The organism is Kibdelosporangium phytohabitans, assembly GCF_001302585.1.
Taxonomy (GTDB): Bacteria; Actinomycetota; Actinomycetes; order Mycobacteriales; family Pseudonocardiaceae; genus Kibdelosporangium; species Kibdelosporangium phytohabitans.
In genome coordinates this window covers 8,545,477-8,562,922 of the sequence record NZ_CP012752.1, presented here as the reverse complement: position 1 = coordinate 8,562,922, position 17,446 = coordinate 8,545,477, and the positions used below count along the sequence as shown (strand labels likewise).

Below are 17,446 nucleotides of genomic sequence, written 5' to 3'. Positions count from 1 at the left end.
GACGCAGGCGCGGCTGTACCGCCGCGCCGCACCGGCTAGGAGAACGAGGGGCGGACCACGCCGTCGTCGTCCGCCGAGTACTCGAAGGACTCCCAGTCCACGTTCGCCAGGGACAGGTTGGGTTCGATCTCGTGGACCGCGTAAGGGGTGGCGCGGAAGGTCCGGCCCAGGCTGTCCTCGTCGAGATCGACGACCAGCACGGGGTGCTCGGGCTCCATCATGGTGATCCAGTCGGCGACGAGCGGCAGCGACCAGCCCGCGCCGGGCGGCGCCAACTGGCACAGCTGGGTGGCAGTCAGGCCGCTGAACCGCTTGTCGTCGACCACATCGACGGACGCGCTGAAGATGTCGCCGTTGGGCAGAGTGCGCACCTCCGTCACCTCGCGGACGGCCGCGGTCCACGCCTCATCGTTGCCGAAGTCAGTGCGGATCAACGGAACCGACTCAACCGACGGCAGACAAGGCGTGCCCACTGGAACATCCTGCAACACCACTGGCTCGGACGGCGCAGGCTTCACCACCGACGGCGCGACCAGGGTGCCTCGAAAACCGACTGGTGCGTGGCCGGCGGCGTTGCGGTAGCCGGAGAACACGCTGGCCTGGGTGAACTGCGTCCCGGCGATCCTGATGACGTGGGATTCACCGGACAGTTCAGGCGACCACATGCCGAGCGAGTACGCGGTGCCCGCCTGGTCACGCCACGCCACCCAACACGGCGGCACACCCGACCCATCGTCCAGGAGCAAGCGCAGACGACCCGCCGAATGCCACCCCATACCCAGGGTTTCCGTGTCGTACTCGAGAATGCTCGACCCGGCCAGAGAAAACCCGTCACTGGCGACAAGTTCACCACGGATCTGCACGAGATGCGCACTGGCCACACGACGATGCCCCCAACACGCCGCCATATCGGGCGAGAAGGCAACCGCGCACTCAATGCCGTCCTCGGCCACCCAGGACAGTTGCTGCGGCGCGGAGCCGCCTTCGGCAGCCAATCCAACCCACAACCGCGGCCCAGGTTCGCACTCCGCAGCCCCAAGCGAGTTGTGCCACACACGAAACTCGAGCACAGCAGCCTCGACAGAACCATCATTCCAAGTGGACCACAAAACAATCTCCTAATACCAGCAGGCGTTCCCATCGCAAGAAACGCAAGCGCAGAGCATCCTCAATCCACAACAAACGGTCCGCACACAAGCGGGGGAAGTTCGCGGACAGTGCACAGGCACACACCAACCCGAGCAACCTGAACGGCACCCAACCCACAGCGGCGAGCGCGTGAACGCACACCAACCCGCGCAGCGCCCAGCCGAAGTGGCTCACGCGCAAACGCACACCAACCCCAGCAACTGAGTGATAGCCGACCCACCACGGCGAGCGCGCCAGCGCGGACCGGCCTGAGTGGCCTGAGCAACCCCAATCCGGAGTGGTCCGCGTATGAACGCCAAGCCGAGCAACTGGGCGATAGCCAGCCCACCACGGCGAGCGCGGCAGCGCAGATGTGGGCTTCGGGGGTGCTCCTGCCCGACGACCTGCCCGGAGGGAACCACGGACTGTCAAGAGGCCCGTTGGGCCTGCGCTGATGCCCGCGAGAAACGTAGGCGGACCTCCTGACGGACCGTGGTTGGCACAGCCCAGGCCGACGGGCAGGAGCACCCCCGAACCACCCCTCTGCGCTGCGCGCTCGCCGCTGTGGGTCGGTCTGCCTGCTTTCGCGCTCGCCGCTGTGGCTTGGTCTGCGCTTGCGCGCGAGCCGCTCGGAGCTGGTTCTGCGCTTGCGCGCGGTGAAGGCGCAACGCCCTTGGTGACCTGCAGTCCGGCGGGATCAGCGTTGAGCTGGACGGGCGGATGCACCTGCTCGGCACTTACCGACCGGACGAACAGGCCACCAAGAGCACCCACATTCCGGGAACAGCTTCCCGGGGTGTGGGTGCTCTCCCGCGTGACCGGCGGCTCAGGGGGTTAGCCCAGGTCGTACGGGAGAGTCATCCCGCCGCAGCCCACCACGGTGCTCGCGCGCCGCACGTCGGGGCTGGGCTGCGGTCGTTCTTCACGCCCTCGTGCGCGTGGTCACCAGATGCGGACCTCGTACACCCTGACCTGCCTGCCGTAGCCGACGCCCTGCCAGCGGTCCAGCGTGTCGGAGTAGTACCGGCCGCCGTCCTCGTAGTTGACCGTCACCTTGTTGTTGCCCGAGTCGACCTGGTATGCGCCGCCGATGTTCACTCCTTGGGCGCCCGCGTTGGCGAAGCACCTGGCGCTTCCCCAGCCACCGCCTGTCGCGTACTGCACCTTGAGGAAGTCGTTGCGGCCACCGCAGCCGACCTCGCTGATGGCGAAGGCGGGCGCCGCGATCGCGGTCATCATGCCTGCTGTGACCACCGTCGTGACAGCCAGCCTCTTCAGACCTGTACGCATGTCGCGCTGTTGTCCTTTCCTCGATCGGCAAGACGTGCGTGAGTCTGCTTGCTCGCATTTCCCCCGCACTACCGTGCGGGTTCCGGTCTGCCCGAGAGGTCAGTCCGGTTGCCCCGTTTCCGGCCCGCAAGCTGCCATGAAGTGAACGTGAAGATGTCTGGAGCAGACTCTCCGCCGTGAACCAGAGGCCGCTGTCTGCGCACACCACGGAGCCGTCAGGCGTCGCTGTCGCAGTGCACGCCTCCGACCCGATGACCGCGCTCGGCGCGGCCAGCATCCTCGGCTCCGACGGTCGCTTGCGGGTGCTTCCCGAGTCCGACATCGCCCTCGCCGAGATGATCGTGATCATCGAGGAAGCTGTCGGCGACAAGGCGTTGGCCTTCCTGCGGGAGGTCCGCACGAAGTCGCGGCTGGACACCTCGCCGCGGTGCGTGATCGTCACCGACCGGCTGCGGATCGACGGTCTGACCGCCATCCAGTACGGCACGGCCGCGGTGTTGCAGCGCAGCAACACCAGTGACGACGAACTGCTGCGCACGGTTGTCGCGGTCAGCCAGGGCGCCGCCTACCTGCCGCCGTGGCTGCAGGGGAGCTTGCTCAACCAGTTCGACCGGATCCGGCGTGACGTACTGGAACCCAACGGGCTCACCATGTCGGGCATGTCCGCGCGTGAGCGTGACGTGCTCCGGTTGCTCGCCGACGGTCACAGCACCGAGGAAGTCGCTGTCCGGGTGGGCTATTCCGAGCGCACGGTGAAGAACGTGCTGCACAGCCTGATGAGCAGGCACGGCCTCAACAACCGCGCACACGCGGTCGCCTTCGCCTGGCGTGCCGGTGTCATCTAGTGAGGAGTCTCATGAACGACGGTCACGTGGACGTCATCGACGACCTGATGGACCGGATCATCGACGAGCAGGAGACGCAGCTGGCGTCCGAACACGCGACTGTGCCGCTCGCGACGCCGCACCGGTCGTTCTTCACCCCGCCTTCGGGCGTTCGGCGCCCCGGGTTAGCGGTGTGACTCCAGTCGCCTTGAGCCGACTTGTGGCGCGGTGTGCCAGCCACGCTGCACCGAGCGCGTCGTAGTGCGTGACCACTTTCGCGTGTGCGGCGCGTGCTTCGTCCGCACAGCCGGTTTCCGCCAGCAGCACGGCCGCGTCCTCCAGCGCCTGCGCCAGTTCGACGGGCCTGCCGACCTGTTCGTAGTGCTTGGCCGCGGTGAGGAGTTCGTCCGGTGCTCGGTTGAGCAAACCACGGCATCGTCTGAGCGCTGCGGCGGCGCGCGCGGGCACCGTCTCCCGGCGGGCTTCCGACGCACACACCTCCAGCGCCCGCGCCGCCATCGTCCGGTTGTCCGCGGCGAGCGCGATCCGCATGACGTCGGGGAGCCACTGGTGGCGCAGCATCATCGGCGAGTAGTGCTCGTCGATGACCGGTTTCAACGCGATGAGCGCGACGTCGAGACGGCCGTCGCGTTCCGCGGCGAGTGCTTCCGCGACGATCAGGAAGTCGCAGTTCTCCCGGTCGGCCGCGGTGAGCATCGGCAGGTCGTCCGCGGCGGCCAGGTGCACGTTGGCCTGTTCCTCGTCGCCGCGGCAGGTCGCGATCAGGCTGGCCACGCCGTGCAGCAGCAACATCAGCGGGCCGCTTTCCCGCAGCCCGCGGAATCTCACGTCGAGGTTCCACGTGGTGGCGACGTCGGAGAGCTCCCGCATGGCGTGGTCCCACCGGCCGGCCCAGTAGTGGTTCACCGCGGCGGACACCCATTGGCCGGACGGCAGCTGATGGCGTCGCATGACCTCGTCGGCGACACGGAGGGTCTTGTCCGCGTCGTCGAGCCGGTCCAGGCTTTGCAGGCTGAAGAGGCGGTTGTCCAACAGGCTCACGTACAGGCTCGCCAGCTTGGGGTCCTCGTCGCTGGCCGCGCTCACCGCTGTCAGTGCTTCGTCGACGAACCGGAGCGCCTCGGCGTGGTCCCGGCTGATCGAGCGCAGCAGCCACAGGTTCTCCAGTGCGTATCCCTTGGCGAAGACGTCACCGACCCGTTCGGCTTCCCTGATCGCCCACAACGACGTCCGTTCCGCGGCTTCCGGTTCGCCGATGCTGCGTTCCCGCGCGGCCAGCAGGGCAAGGCACCGCGCTCGCCAGAGCTCGGACATGCCCGCCGTGGCCACGGCCAGGCGCAGCGAGCTGATCGCTTGCGCTTCCAGGCCCCGCCGGTAGAGCACAGTGGTCAGGATCCAGTGCATCTCACCGATGAGATCCGGATCCCGCGTGGTCGCGAGCACCGTGCGGACCTCGTCCTCGGGGGATTCGCTGAGCCGGTAGCGGACCCTGGCCAGGCTCGTGGTCAGGCCGTCGAGCTTCGGGTCGGCGATCTCGCACGCGTCGACCGCCCTGCGCAGCAACTCGCGGCCGATGTCCGGCGCGCGGGAGGCGACCCGCTCACCGTGCTCGTGCACCCACGCGATCGCCCAGGGATCCAAAGTGGACGACTCGGCGACGAGGTGGCAGGCGACCGTGTCGGCCGCGGCGCCGCAACGATCGAGCGCCTCGGCCGCCTGCCGGTGCAACGCGCCCCGCAACGCCGGGACCATGCCCTCGTAGAGCGCCTGCCGGATCAGCGGGTGCCGGAACGCCATCCGCCCACCGTCTTCGACGAGCACGCCCGCGTTGCTCGCCTCCTCGATGGCCGCCAGGAACTCGACCGGCGCGCGAGCGAGCACTGTGGACAGTTCAGCTACGCGGAACTCGGTGCCGAGCAGGGAAGCGCGGCGCAACACGTCGACTGTGCCCGGCGAGAGGAAACCGAGCCGGTGCTCCAGCGCGGAGACGAGCGACATCGTCGGCGCCGTGTTCGCGTCGGCCACACCGGACGCCACCCGGACGGCGTGCTCCCGCACCAGCGCGTCCACCAGCTCCTCGACGTACAGCGGGTTGCCCGCCGCGCGTGCCGCCAACTGCCCGAGGCCCGGCCCCGGTGTGGCGTTGAGCAAGCTCTGCAGGAGCTGGCTGACGTGACCGTCGGACAACGGATCCAGCCGCAGCATCGCGCCGCCTTCACGCGACACGGTGTCGCGCATGGCATCGAGAGCGGGCGACTGCGGCATCGGGCGGCACGCGGCCACCAGCAGCAGCGGCAAGTGACCGGTCTGCCTGGCCAGTTTGTCCCAGACGAGCATGCTGGTCTCGTCGACCCACTGCATGTCGTCGATGACGAGGGCGAGCGGCCCGTCCGCGCACAGCCGGCGCACGAGCTCGACCGTCGCGTCGACGACGGCGAGCAAGTTGTCACCCGCGCCGAGCAGATCACGCGCGGAGGTCCGGCCCGCCAGTTCGGCCACCCGGGCACGCCGCGGATCGCCGGACTTCACGTCGACACCGAGGCACTGCAGGACGACCTGGAGGGGGAAGCGCCGCGCCAGTTCGTCGCCCGACGCCCACGCGACCTGGACACCCGCGGTGTCCAGGCCGGCGAGACCGTTGGTGAGCAGCTCCGACTTGCCGATACCCGGCTCGCCGTCGAGCCACACCAGACCGCCGCGCCCGCGGGCCAAACCGGCGACGGCGTCCCGCAGCCGTGCCGTTTCCGCATCCCTGTTGACGAACCGGTTGGCGCGGTTGCGCGGCCGCGTGGTCCGCTTCACAAGAGGTTTGGCGGTGACGCCCGACAGCGCCGGGTCGTTGACCAGGATCTGCTGGTGGATCTCGACGAGCCGCGCCGCGGGCCTGCTGCCCAGCTCGCTCTCCAGCGCCTGCCTCGCCTCGTGGAAGTGGTCGAGCGCGTCGGCCTGCCTGCCGCTGCGGTACAGCGCGATCATCAGCTGACCACGCAGCCCTTCGTGCAACGGGTGCTGCGCGACCAGCGTGGTCAGCTCGGCGACCAGTTCCACGTGCCTGCCGGTGGCCAGTCCCGCCTCGGCGCGGGCTTCCAGCAAGGCGAACCGGATGCCCGCCAGCCGCAGGCGCTGGTCGGCCGCGAACGGGCCGGGCAACCCGGCCAGCGGTTCACCGTGCCACATGTCCAGCGCCTCGTCGGCGATGCGCAACGCGGCAGCCGGGTCGCCGCGGCCGAGCGCCGCGCGGGCGTCACCGGACAACGCGTCGAACATCGCGGCGTCGAGCGAGTCCCGCGCCAGTTCGAGCCGGTAGCCGGGGGACACCGACGGCAACACGGTGCTCGCGGCGCCACGCGGCCGGTTCGGTTCGAGGACGCGGCGCAGGCCCGACATGTACGTGTGCACGCTGCCGTCCGCGGTGGTCGGCGCTTCGTCGCCCCACACCGCCCTGACCAGTTCGTCCCTGCTCACCACCTGACCACAGCGGATCGCGAGCACCGCGAACACCGCGCGTTGCCGGGTCGGTCCGAGCCGGATCTCGGTGTCACCGAGCCACGCCCGGATCGGGCCGAGGACCTCGACCCGCAGCGCGGTGCCCGGCGATGAAGAGCCCATGGTGGCCGTCACCGCGTTCCTTTCGCTGCGGCGGTCACGATTTGCCCGCCACTTCACGGATCCTGCCCGCGAGCTCGGCGCGGGAGCCGACGGAGAGCTTGCGCATCGCGCCGGACAGGTGGCCCTGCACGTCCCTGCGGGACAACGCCAGCTCGGCGGCGATCTCGGGATGCGCCTTGCCCGCGACGACCAGTTCGGCGACCCGCCGTTCCACATCGGACAACGAACCCCACCCGGTGGCCGCCGACCGTCCCGGTGGGACACCGACGGCGCCGAACCCGAAACCGAAGCCGACGGTGGCGGGGACACCGAGTTCACGCATGCGCGCCGTGGCCCGGTCGATGTCAGCCTCGGCACCGAGGTGGCCGAGCGCCGTCAGCGCGTTGGCGAACGTGCGTTTGGCGAGACCGGTTCGCTTGCCTTCGGCGAGCACCGCGGCGGCATCCACGAGCACGGCGGCCATCTCGACCGACCTGCCGATCGCACGGAAGTGCCGCGCCAGGTCGAGCAGGACATCCGGGGCCCGGTCGGTGAGCCCCCGGCACCAGCGCAGCGCGGCGTGCGCCCGCGCCGGGCTCACCTCCCGCGTCGCCTCGGCCTCGCACACCCGGACAGCCTCGGCGACGCGGCACTGGTCGCCGAGGTCCATCGCGAGCCGCACGTACCGCGGCAACCACTGATGGCGCAGCGTGGCCCTGCCGTGGTCCGGGTCGACGACAGGAGCCAACGCGTCGAGTTCCGCCGTGGGACCCAGCCGGATACCGGCCTCGAACGCCCGTGCCACCACCAGGTAGTCGCTGCTTTCCCGATCTCTGTTCGTGACGACCGGGTACGCCTGCGCTGCCTGCAGGTGCGCCCGCAGCTCGGCCGTGTTCCCGCGGTGGACGGCGATCATGGCCGCGACACCGTGGTGCAACAGCGGCGACTGGGCGCACGGGTAGTGGAACTGGCCGTCACCGTTCTGCGTGACAACCTCGAGCTGGGCGAGCGCCTCGTCCCACTGCCCGAGCCAGTACTCGTGGACGGCGGTCACGACGTGCGGGCGCCCGGCGGGTGGCTGCAGGCGACCGCCGATGTAGCGCATCCTGGCGAGCGCGTGCGTCGCCTCTTCGAGGCGGTCCAGGTTCTGCAGCGCGATGGCGCGGCCTTCGAGCACGTTGAGGTACCACTGGGAGAGGCTGGTGTTGCGCTGGACGACCTCCATCGCCGCCTCCGCGTGGGCCAGCGCGGCCTGGTGGTCGCGCCGCAGGATCGCGAAGTACCAGAGCTCCCGCCAGGCGTGCAGTGCCGCCTTGGCGTCCGACTTCTCCGTCGCGTGCCGCAGCGCGGTCCTCGTGGCCTGTTCCGCCACGTCGAGGTCCTCCGCGCCGCTCTCGAACTGTGCTCGCAGCGACTCGTACCTTGCTCGCCAGTACTTCGGGACGGTCGAGTCACGCTCCGCGGCGCGCAGGTGCGCGGCGGCCTTCTCGGCGGCACCTGCCTGGTAGTCGAGATTCGCGAGGAGCCATCGCAGTTCGGCGTCACCGGTCCGGGCGAGTACCGCCTCGGCTTCGGCCCGTGGGCGCTGGCCGAGCCGGAACGCCAGCCGCACGCGGCACAGCGCGATCGCGTTGTGGTGCTCCTCGTTCGCCGTGACGCCCGCGATGATGTGGTCGAGCAACTCGAAGGCGGTCGCTTGGCTGCGCGCGGCCACAGCATCGACGTTGTCCAGCACCCATCGCACAACCCACGCGTCAGTCTGGTCCGTGGCACGCAGTTGCGCCGCGACTCGTTCGGCAGGCACGCCCGCCTCGGCGAGCGCCTCGGCCGCTTCCCGGTGCAGCGCCGCCCTTGTCTCGGCGGGGCGTTCCTCGAGCAACACCCTGGGCAGGACGCAGTCGCGGAACGCGAAGCCCTGGCCTTCGTCCTCCACCGTGCCCGACACGATCGCCTCGTCGACGGCCGTGACGAGATCGGCGGCGGACTTGCCCATCACCGCCGCGAGTTCACCGAGGTCGAACCGCGTGCCGAGCAAGGCGGCCCAGCGCAGCACGTTCTGGGCGCCGGGCGTGAGCACGCCGAGCCGTTTGCGGGTGAGGTACGTCAGCACGTCGTCCGGCTCGACCTGGCGGTCCGGGCTGACGTCGACGCCGCCGTCGGTCACGCTCAGCGCCTGGGCGGCGGTCAGCGTGTCCAGCAGTTCGCAGACGAACGCCGGGTTGCCTGCCGCGGCACCGAGCAACTCCCGCAACCGGGGCCCGCACGGCGCCTTGAGGTGCCGTTGCGCGAGCAGGACGACATCGTCGGCGGCCAGCGGCCCGATGGTCCTGACGCGGCCGCCGGTCGCCGAGATCGCGCTGCGCAACCGTGCCGGGTGCGGAAGCGTCCGGAACACGCCGACCAGCAGCAACGGCACCTGCTGGGTCAGGTGGGCGAGCCGGTGCCACGTCAGCAGTTCGCTGTCGTCGCTGACCGAGTGGATGTCGTCGACGACGAACACCACCGGCTGCACGGCGGACATCTGCTCGATCAGCTGGACGAGCTGGTCGGCCCCGTCCGACAGCGATCCCCAGACGAGCGCGTAGGTGTCGCCCGGTTCGGCGAACGCCCCCGCGATCAGCGCCGTCTTGCCGATGCCTTGGGCCCCTTCGATCCCCACGCACGCGCCGCGACCGGAGTGGAGGTCGTGCAGCAGCGAGTGCAGCCATTCGATCTCGCCGTGGCGGCCGACGAGGGACGGCGGTGGCGCCGGGCGTGCGGTCTCCGGCAGCGTCACCACAGACTCGGCGACGGGACGCGGTGTCCAGATGCCCGCGCTGATGGCGTCCGGGGGCACCGGCCTGCCCGCCGTGATGTCCTCGTGGATCCGCCGCAGCACGGGGCTCGGTTCGATGCCCTGCTCGTCGATCAGTGTCCGCTCGGTGTCCCGGTACAGCTCGACGGCCTCGGCGCGCCGCCCAGCCTGGTTGAGCGCCACCATGAGCAGTCCGCGGGCGGTTTCCCGCAGCGGTGCCTCGGCGACGAGTTCGGTGAGTTCCGAGGTCACGCGCTCGTGACCGCCTTGGAGCAGCAGCAGCGCCCCACGGCGTTCGACGGCGGTGATCCGGCTTTCGTCGAGACGGGCGCGTTGCACCTGCGCGAACGGCCCGGGCACGCCGTGCAGCGCGCCGCCGCGCCACAGCGCGAGCGCTGCGTCGAGGGCGTCGACCGCGGCGCCGAGGTCACCGGCGGCCCAGTGCCGCTGTGCCTGCTCGTGGTGGGCGGTGAAGCGGCGCTCGTCGAACTGTTCGTCGAGCAACTGCAGCGAATAGCTGGTCTGGACGGTCACGAGCACGGTCGAGTCGGCTCGTTTGCCACGGTCGGGGTCCAGCGCCCGGCGCAGGTCGTGGATGTAGGTGTGCAGCATGCCGACGGCCTTGGCCGGCGGGCGCTCGCCCCACAGTCCGTCGATCAGGTCCGCCCGGGAGACGGTCTCGTTCGCGTTCATGGCGAGGACGCTGAACACGGCGCTGCGTCCGCCGTTGCCGAGTCTGATCTCGTCGTCGCCGCTCCACGCGCGCACCGGGCCGAGCAGTTGAACCCGCAGCGAGAGCGACCGCAGCGATCTGGTCCCCAACGATGGCACGCGACGTCGCCGCAGGTCGACACCGGTAGTTGCCATGCTGTCGCCTTGCTCCATGTGGTTGTCGGCGCCCCACCGGGACGCCACCGGGCAGTGATACAACGTTAGAACGGACGGTCGTCAGCCGAATCGGTTGCGATCGCCTAGTGCTTTCACTCCATCGCGGTGGCTTGCCGGGCGCCGCGCGGCCGGAGATGTGGCGTCCATCTCGAACCGGTCCCTGCCGCGGCCTCGCAGCGAAGCTCGTTGATCTCCACCAGCCCTCCAAGGCCCGGGTCCGGACACGACGCGCTCAGTTACCAACGGCATGACGCGCTTGGCGGGTGTGAGGTTGTCTGCGGGCGCGACCGCAGGTCAAAACCGGTTTGCTGGCGGATCACCGGTCCATTCCACCACAAGACCGCAGTGCTTGCACAAAGCTAACAGATACGATTTTGGAGTTATTTTGATCACTTGGTGCGGACCGCGGTGGCGATCCCCGCCTGCCGCAGCAGGTCGGCGAGCAGATGTACCTCCACGCCAGTGGCCACGTACCCGCCCTGCCGCAGCTCGGTGGCCGCAGCGTGAGCCTCGCGAACGGAAAGGCCGAGCGCGTCGCGGAACACCTTCAGCACACCACCGCCACGAGCATCCTTGTCGGCCAGCTCCAGGCGGGCCGGACCGTGCTGCGCGAGGAGCTCACCGCGAATCCAGCCGGGAGCGGGTCCCCGCCCGCCGTCACACGACGCGAGCCCGCAGCGGCAGGTCCAGTCGACCGCCCACCGCAAGCGGTCGTCCTCGATGTACTGGGCGGCCCAGCCCTCGCTGGGGCTACCGCACTTCTGGCAGTCGCCCGTGAGCCGCGCGGCCTGCGTCGTCGTGTCCGGCACGCGGCGAACGCTACTGGAGCCGATCTCAGGGTCGATGTCAGGGAGTTTGCCGGATCACCGGGCACGTGTGGCGCGGAACCCTTCTCCTATGACGAGATCACGGTTGTTCCGCCGCTCCGCTGTCGTCGCGCTGACGGCCGCGGCGGCGATGGCCTCCCTGTCCCAGAGCGCATCGGCCCAGACTGTTCCGCCGTTCGACTTCAGTGACTGTCCCAAGATCCCCGCCGGGGCGGATCCGGCGCTGTGGCGCTGCGAAGTCCTGATGTCCACCGGGACGATCAAGATCGGCGGACTGGCCGGGCAACCGCTCGGCGCCATGCGGTTGACGTTCGCCGAGGGCACGCTGGACGGGAAGTTCGCCCAGGTCTTCGGTTCCCTGCGGGCCGAGCCGAGCCGCGTGCCCGGCGGCCTGCTCGGCATCCCCGGATCGGACGAGCGCAATCCCTTGCTGCGCTTGGACACCCGCATCGAGTACGCCGGTTTCGCCGATTTCCTCTCGGTCGGCGACCGGATGGGGGAGCAGCACCTCAAGCTCCGGGTCAGCTCCCCGCTGCTGCCGTCCACGTGCACGATCGGCGGCGACAAGGACCCGATCAAGTTCAAGCCACTGCGGACCAGCGGCCCCGACGTGGTCTCCCCGAACCCGCCGACGGCCAAGTTCACCATGCAGGACAGCGAGTTCGCCGTACCGCGGGCGCGCGGCTGCCACGGTCTGGAGCGCTTGCTGGACAAGCGGTTCGGTCTGCCGTCGGCTCCCGGTGCCAACTCGATGATGATGACCACGCTGGTGCAGATGAAGTACTACAACAGCTGACCCGGGTTCACACCGGACGGTCAGGGCCGTCCGGATACCAGCGGTCCGCCCACTCGCTGAGCACGGTGATGGTGGCCTCCAGGTCCCGGCCCTTGTCGGTCAGCGCGTATTCGACGCGCACCGGCACGGAGTCCACGACTGTGCGGGTGACCATTCCCTCGGCTTCCAGCTCCTGCAGCCGGGCGGCGAGCATCTTGTCGGTCAACGAGGGGATGGCCGACCGCAGCTGGCTGTACCTGCTGGCGCCGAGCAGCAGTTCACGCAGGATGACCCCGCTCCACCGCTTGCCGATCATCTCGACCGCGTGGTGGTAGCTGGGGCAGAACGTGTCGCCCTTGTCGTACGGCTCCGACATGCGATCAGCTTACCAGTGTGCTGGTCACTAACTATTGTATATCTACTCACCGGTTGATAGCTTGGCGATCATGCTTCTTCGAACCACCACTGACGAACTGGTCGCCGCGCTGGACGGCGTGGCGGCGGGACGGGTGCTGGTCCCGTCCGATCCGCTCTACGAGAACGCGTTGCGCCTCTACACCCGGTCGTTGCGAGGCCGCCCGGACGTCGTCCTGCAGGCGGCCTCGATCGACGACGTCACACTCGCCGTCCGGACCACCGCGAGCGCGGGACTGCCGTTGTCACTGCGCGGAGGCGGGCACAGCGGCGCCGGATTCGCGGTCGCCGACGGCGGCGTGATGCTGGACATGAGCAGGCTCAACCGGGTGCGTGTCGACGCGGGCGCGGACCGTGCCCACAGCGAGCCCGGTGCGACCTGGGGCGACTACGACCGGGCGACCCAGCGGCACGGCCTCGCCAGCACCGGCGGCGTGGTGTCCACCACCGGCGTGAGCGGCCTGACGCTCGGCGGCGGGATCGGTGCGCTCCGCGGCCTGCGTGGCCTCTCGGTCGACCAGCTGGTGCGGGCCGACGTCGTGCTCGCCGACGGAACTCTGGTCACCGCCGACGAAGTGCGCCACCCGGACCTGTTCTGGGCCCTGCGCGGCGGCGGTGGCAACTTCGGCGTCGCCGTACGGCTGGAGTTCGCGCTGTACCCGGTGCGGCGCATGGTGACCGGCCTGCTGGGGTGGCCGCTCGAACGGGCGTCGGAGGTGGTGGGCGCGTTCCGCCGCGTCGCCGACGACCTGCCTGACCACATCGTGTGCGAATTGGTGTTCACCGCGCCAGAAGGCGTGCCGTCGATCCTGATGACACCCCGCGTGATCGGCACGGACTCGGAACCGCTGCTCGGCCCGATGCGTGCCACCGGTCCCACGCTCGACACCGTCACCGAACAGTCCTATGTGAACGGGCAGCGGTTCATGGATCCCATGGCCGAGTGGGGAATGCGCCACTACTGGAACACGTGCACCCTCCGGCACATCGACGACGAGGTGATCGCCACGATCGCGCGGCACTCCGCCGGCGCGCCGTCACCGTCCAGCGCGATCATCGTCGAGCACCTGCACGGCGCCGTGTCCCGCCTGCCCGCGCACGCCACCGCGGTGGGTTTCCGGCACGCTCCGTACAACGTGTTCGTGGAAGCGAAGTGGACAGACCAGGCGGACGACGGCGTGAACCGCGCGTGGGCCAGGCAAGTCGTGGAAGCGCTGCGTCCGCACAGCGCAGGCGGGGCGTACGTCAACTACCTCCCGTTCGACGCGAGCAGCACCGACATCGCCGAGGCGTACGGGGAAAGCAACTTCGCACGGCTGCGCCGCGTCAAATCGCGTTACGACCCGGCGAACCTGTTCCGCGGCAACCAGAACATCCCGCCGATGTGACGGGTCGAAGGGAGAAGACGTGTCCGATGGACGCGACGTGGTCACGTCGATAGTCGGCAGGATCGACGCGAGACCGGGGATGCGGTTGGTCACGCTGCCGATCCGTTCGCTGAAACCAGCGGACTCGCCGAGGCTCCGCGGCGGGGACACCGACCACGTCATGGCGTTGGCGGACTGCGGTGCCGACCTGCCGCCGATCCTCGTGCACCGCCCGACGATGCGCGTGATCGACGGGATGCACCGGTTGCAGGCCGCCGAACTGCGCGGCGACGAGGACATCCAGGCGTGGCTTGTCGAAGGCACCACGGACCTGGCTTTCCTGCTCGCGGTGGAAGCGAACGTGGCGCACGGTTTGCCGTTGTCGCTCACGGACCGCAAGGCCGCGGCGGCCAGGATCATCGCGTCCTTCCCGCAGCGGTCGGACCGGTCCATCGCGCGAAGCACGGGCCTCGCCGACAAGACCGTCGCCGCGATCCGGCGGCGGACAGGCATGGACAAGCCAGCCAGCCGATTGGGCCGCGACGGCCGCGTCTATCCGCTCGACAGCGCGGAGGGCAGGCGGGCGGCGGGTGAGTTCATGACCGCGAACCCAGGGGCAACACTGAGGGAAGTCGCCAAGGCGTCGGGCATCTCCCTCGGCACGGCGGTCGACGTCCGCAAGCGACTGCGGCGCGGCGACGATCCGGTGCTGTCACGGCAACGCGCCGAGCCGGAACCGTCCACCTCCGACCAGATCCCGCCGGGGCAGGACGTGCTCCAGGCTCTGCGCGCGGATCCTTCGCTGTGGTCGACCGACATCGGGCGTACGCTGTTGCGCTGGTTCCACTTCCACATGGTCGAACCACGGGAATGGGGCCGGCTCGCCGACGGCGTCCCGCCGCACCGCGCGGGCGACATAGCCGAACTCGCACTGGCGTGCGCCGAGTTGTGGCAGGAGTTCGCGCGGCAGTTGCGCCGCAGGCAACAGGCGGCTGCCCGGCAAAGACCTGTTGCGCGAAGCCAGCGGACTCGGTAGCCCGGTCTCATCCGGTGCGGCGGAGGAGACGTTCGGCGATCCGGTCGGCGAGTTGGCGTGCGGTGGGATGGGTGTGGCGGTCGGCGTCGTTCTTCAGTTCCCGGAACTGGCCGTCGAGACTGCCGGACTGGATGTTGTCGGCCGCCCGCAGTGCCTTGGTGCCGGTGTGCCCGGCTTCGGGGATGTCGTCGTTGGCGAGGTGGCTACCGGCGAGAGTGGTGTACAGGGAAGTCCGGCACCGCTGCCGCTCGGCCGTGCACGTGTCGAGTGCGCGGTTGAGAAGCCCGATCGCGGCCGGTGCGTGCCTGCCTGCCCGGCGGGCGAGCACCGCGTAGGTGGATCCGATTGTGGTGTAGAGGGTTTCCGCGTTGAAGACGATGTGGGGTGACGGCGGTTCGTACGGTTCGGCGAGCGTCCGACGCATCCGCTTGAGCAGATTCAGCGTCTCCCGCTCGTCGTCCAGCAGACTCGTGGCCCACGCCTGGCCACCGATCACGAGGGCGGCCAGTGTGCTGTCGCCGGTCCTGGCCGCGGCTGTCTCGCCGAGGTGGAAGTACTTCATCGCCTCGGCGGGCACACCCTCGTACAGGCACATGCGCCCGGCGTGCCACAGCACGTTGGTCAGGAGCGTGTCGTCACCGGTGTGACTGGCCAGGTCCATCGCCCGGGTGAAGTGGAAGCGCGCGGCGTCGGCGAGACCGACGTCGAAGGACACCCAGCCGGCCAGGTTGTGCAGGTCGGCCAATGCCGTTCTCAGCCGTCTGCGGACCACGTCGGGACAACTCGCGGCCAGCATCGGCTCCGCCCACTTCAACTGGGCCATCACACCTGAACGGGTGCTCGCGCCGCCGTACTGGTAGTCGAGGGAGCGCAGGGCCCTGGTGGCCGCTTCGGTCTGCCGCACCTCCGTCATCCCGATCGGGCGGCCGTACCAGGCGGACTGGGCATCGTCCGGCCAGCGGTGCTCCGCCATGCCCCAGCCGGAGTCGATGGCGATCGCACCCATGGTGATCGCCTCGGCGTGGGCGAGGAGCTGCTGTCGTTTCGTGTCCTCGTCGCGGTCAGGGTGCCGCCTCACGTCAGGGAGGGGGTACGCGGCGGCTCGTTCACGGGGCCGTTTCGACGCCGACATCTGTTCCCGGCAACGCGCCGCGACGGCTTGCGCTTCGTCGAAACCGTCCTGATCGGCCACGTCACACCATCGCAGCGCGCCTTCGTGATCGCCGAGCTCGATGAGAACCTCGGCGAGGAGTAAAGGGGCGTCGCCGACTTGGTGATCCGCCGCGACCAGCAACTGGTGCGCGGCTTCGTTCAGGTCGCCGCGGTCCCGGGCGGCGACACCGGCCCGGTAGGCGCGTTCCAGCGCGACGTCGAGCGCGATGCCGATGTCGATGTGTTCGGGACCGGACGGGCCGGTGAGCGCGGTCCGGTAGCGCTGCTCGACCTGGCGCAGCCCGCGGCGCACGTCGAGTTCGCAGTCCGGGGCGGCGACGTGGTCGGCCGCGGCGCGCAGACGTTCGTACAGGTTCATCCGGTTTCTCCCTGGTGACCGGTGTCCGGCAGTCCGAGCAGGCGGTGCAGCTGGGCCTCGGCGAGGGCGAGGTGCGTTCGCACGGTGGATTCGGTGATGCGCAGCATCGTGGCCACCTCGCAGCGCGAGTAGCCACGCAGGTGGCACAGCACGATCACCTCCGCCCTGCGCCGCGGCAGGGTCCGGATGGCGGCGTACAGCTCCTCCCGCTGCGCGACCTCGTCGGCGAGGTCGGCACCGGGATCAGGGTGTTCCACAGTGGACTCGTCGGTCGGCTGGTCGCGGCGCGACCGCTGGATCCGCCGGAGCCGCTGGAACGCCACGCGCTGGACCCACGCCTCCGGTTTGTCGTACGCCATCAGCTTGGGCCAATGCCGCTTGGCGCGGACGAACGCTTCCTGCGTGGCGTCCTCCGCGGCGTGGGTGTCGTGGGTGAGAGCACCGAGCGCCTTGCGCACGCGCGAGAAACAAGCCGTGTAGAACGCGTCGAACTGAGCGTCGGGATCGCCCGCCGCCATCGGCGAGCGGACACCGGAGGGACCGATCACCAGCGGATCCCGGACGAGGCGGGCGGCAAGCCGTGCCGCCGCCATCGTCGTCGTCGCCGCAGAGCGGGAACTGGCTTCGGGTTCACGCCGTGCATGAACGCACCTTTCGGATCCGGTGGGGACTCCAGGAGACCACTGTCAGACATTGTCACTGTCATGAGTAACAGTCACGCCGGTACCCGGAACGCCGAACGGAATCGTCCACTTCACACGAAGGAGTGAACGTTGGCGGCAAAGCGGGTGCGGAGGGCCGGAGTGCTGATAACCAGACCGGAGCCGCTGTCACCTGTCACGGTCGGGCTCGATACCTCACCGCCCTGCTGCGGACTATGTATTTTTACGCATTCCACGAAAGATGAGGGCCACTCACTTGAGTGAACTTCCACGGCCGTCGTCCTGCCTGCGGTGTAGCCGG

At 69.6% G+C, this 17,446-nt stretch carries 13 protein-coding genes; 5 read left to right on the top strand and 8 right to left on the bottom strand.

The genetic code is table 11. From position 1 onward, the window contains the following. Positions 1-35: 35 nt before the first annotated feature. Both AOZ06_RS38645 and AOZ06_RS38640 read right to left on the bottom strand, forming a co-directional pair. A complete protein-coding gene (locus AOZ06_RS38645) occupies positions 36-1,055 on the bottom strand; it encodes a DUF6924 domain-containing protein (protein ID WP_417999982.1) in 1,020 nt (339 codons plus the stop codon). A 1,015-nt stretch (positions 1,056-2,070) separates the two neighbouring features. Next, positions 2,071-2,418: a beta/gamma crystallin domain-containing protein gene (locus AOZ06_RS38640; RefSeq protein WP_054293900.1), complete on the bottom strand. Its 348-nt coding sequence runs from the start codon at positions 2,416-2,418 to the stop codon at positions 2,071-2,073. Positions 2,419-2,594: 176 nt separating this feature from the next. On the opposite strand from AOZ06_RS38640, the gene AOZ06_RS38635 reads away from it, so the two are divergent. Next, entirely contained in the window at positions 2,595-3,263 is a 669-nt protein-coding gene (locus AOZ06_RS38635) for a helix-turn-helix transcriptional regulator (RefSeq protein ID WP_236951883.1), read from the top strand. Positions 3,264-3,274: 11 nt separating this feature from the next. Further along, on the top strand, positions 3,275-3,439 hold the full coding sequence (locus AOZ06_RS57115; RefSeq protein WP_157233487.1) for a hypothetical protein: 165 nt from the start codon (positions 3,275-3,277) through the stop codon (positions 3,437-3,439). On the opposite strand, the gene AOZ06_RS38630 is transcribed toward AOZ06_RS57115, so the two are convergent. The 3 genes from AOZ06_RS38630 to AOZ06_RS38620 all read right to left on the bottom strand — a co-directional run bounded on the left by AOZ06_RS38630 (position 3,396) and on the right by AOZ06_RS38620 (position 11,342). Then, on the bottom strand, positions 3,396-6,872 hold the full coding sequence (locus AOZ06_RS38630; RefSeq protein ID WP_157233486.1) for an ATP-binding protein: 3,477 nt from the start codon (positions 6,870-6,872) through the stop codon (positions 3,396-3,398). The genes AOZ06_RS57115 and AOZ06_RS38630 overlap by 44 nt on opposite strands. 34 nt (positions 6,873-6,906) lie before the next feature. Continuing rightward, on the bottom strand, positions 6,907-10,512 hold the full coding sequence (locus AOZ06_RS38625) for an ATP-binding protein (RefSeq protein ID WP_169799039.1): 3,606 nt from the start codon (positions 10,510-10,512) through the stop codon (positions 6,907-6,909). Between the two features lie 410 nt (positions 10,513-10,922). Beyond that, the gene (locus AOZ06_RS38620) at positions 10,923-11,342 is read right to left on the bottom strand and encodes a hypothetical protein (RefSeq protein ID WP_054293897.1); all 420 of its coding nucleotides are present in this window, start codon (positions 11,340-11,342) and stop codon (positions 10,923-10,925) included. Positions 11,343-11,430: 88 nt separating this feature from the next. Between AOZ06_RS38620 and AOZ06_RS38615 the strand changes: the two genes are divergently transcribed. Beyond that, the gene (locus AOZ06_RS38615; protein ID WP_063810184.1) at positions 11,431-12,156 is read left to right on the top strand and encodes a hypothetical protein; all 726 of its coding nucleotides are present in this window, start codon (positions 11,431-11,433) and stop codon (positions 12,154-12,156) included. Positions 12,157-12,163: 7 nt separating this feature from the next. Here AOZ06_RS38615 and AOZ06_RS38610 read toward each other — a convergent pair whose 3' ends face one another. Further along, positions 12,164-12,511, bottom strand: coding sequence for a winged helix-turn-helix transcriptional regulator (locus AOZ06_RS38610; protein WP_054293895.1), 348 nt, complete (start codon positions 12,509-12,511; stop codon positions 12,164-12,166). Between the two features lie 70 nt (positions 12,512-12,581). Here AOZ06_RS38610 and AOZ06_RS38605 point away from each other — a divergent pair, with 70 nt between their 5' ends. Beyond that, positions 12,582-13,937 carry an FAD-binding oxidoreductase gene (locus AOZ06_RS38605; RefSeq protein ID WP_063810529.1) on the top strand — a complete coding sequence of 452 codons (1,356 nt, stop codon included), beginning with the start codon at positions 12,582-12,584 and terminating at the stop codon, positions 13,935-13,937. A gap of 19 nt (positions 13,938-13,956) precedes the next feature. After that, positions 13,957-14,952: a ParB/RepB/Spo0J family partition protein gene (locus AOZ06_RS38600; protein ID WP_236951882.1), complete on the top strand. Its 996-nt coding sequence runs from the start codon at positions 13,957-13,959 to the stop codon at positions 14,950-14,952. Between the two features lie 7 nt (positions 14,953-14,959). On the opposite strand, the gene AOZ06_RS38595 is transcribed toward AOZ06_RS38600, so the two are convergent. After that, the gene (locus AOZ06_RS38595) at positions 14,960-16,483 is read right to left on the bottom strand and encodes a hypothetical protein (protein WP_054293893.1); all 1,524 of its coding nucleotides are present in this window, start codon (positions 16,481-16,483) and stop codon (positions 14,960-14,962) included. Continuing rightward, the gene (locus AOZ06_RS38590; protein ID WP_054293892.1) at positions 16,480-17,076 is read right to left on the bottom strand and encodes an RNA polymerase sigma factor; all 597 of its coding nucleotides are present in this window, start codon (positions 17,074-17,076) and stop codon (positions 16,480-16,482) included. The genes AOZ06_RS38595 and AOZ06_RS38590 overlap by 4 nt, the downstream gene beginning before the upstream one ends. Positions 17,077-17,446 lie beyond the last annotated feature (370 nt).

Bases quoted from the DNA above. Each gene is read 5' to 3' on its own strand.
- AOZ06_RS38640 (WP_054293900.1), bottom strand. From the start codon at position 2,418: ATGCGTACAGGTCTGAAGAGGCTGGCTGTCACGACGGTGGTCACAGCA.
- AOZ06_RS38605 (WP_063810529.1), top strand. From the start codon at position 12,582: ATGCTTCTTCGAACCACCACTGACGAACTGGTCGCCGCGCTGGACGGC.
- AOZ06_RS38610 (WP_054293895.1), bottom strand. From the start codon at position 12,511: ATGTCGGAGCCGTACGACAAGGGCGACACGTTCTGCCCCAGCTACCAC.
- AOZ06_RS38625 (WP_169799039.1), bottom strand. From the start codon at position 10,512: ATGGCAACTACCGGTGTCGACCTGCGGCGACGTCGCGTGCCATCGTTG.
- AOZ06_RS57115 (WP_157233487.1), top strand. From the start codon at position 3,275: ATGAACGACGGTCACGTGGACGTCATCGACGACCTGATGGACCGGATC.
- AOZ06_RS38595 (WP_054293893.1), bottom strand. From the start codon at position 16,483: ATGAACCTGTACGAACGTCTGCGCGCCGCGGCCGACCACGTCGCCGCC.
- AOZ06_RS38615 (WP_063810184.1), top strand. From the start codon at position 11,431: ATGACGAGATCACGGTTGTTCCGCCGCTCCGCTGTCGTCGCGCTGACG.
- AOZ06_RS38630 (WP_157233486.1), bottom strand. From the start codon at position 6,872: ATGGGCTCTTCATCGCCGGGCACCGCGCTGCGGGTCGAGGTCCTCGGC.
- AOZ06_RS38590 (WP_054293892.1), bottom strand. From the start codon at position 17,076: ATGGCGGCGGCACGGCTTGCCGCCCGCCTCGTCCGGGATCCGCTGGTG.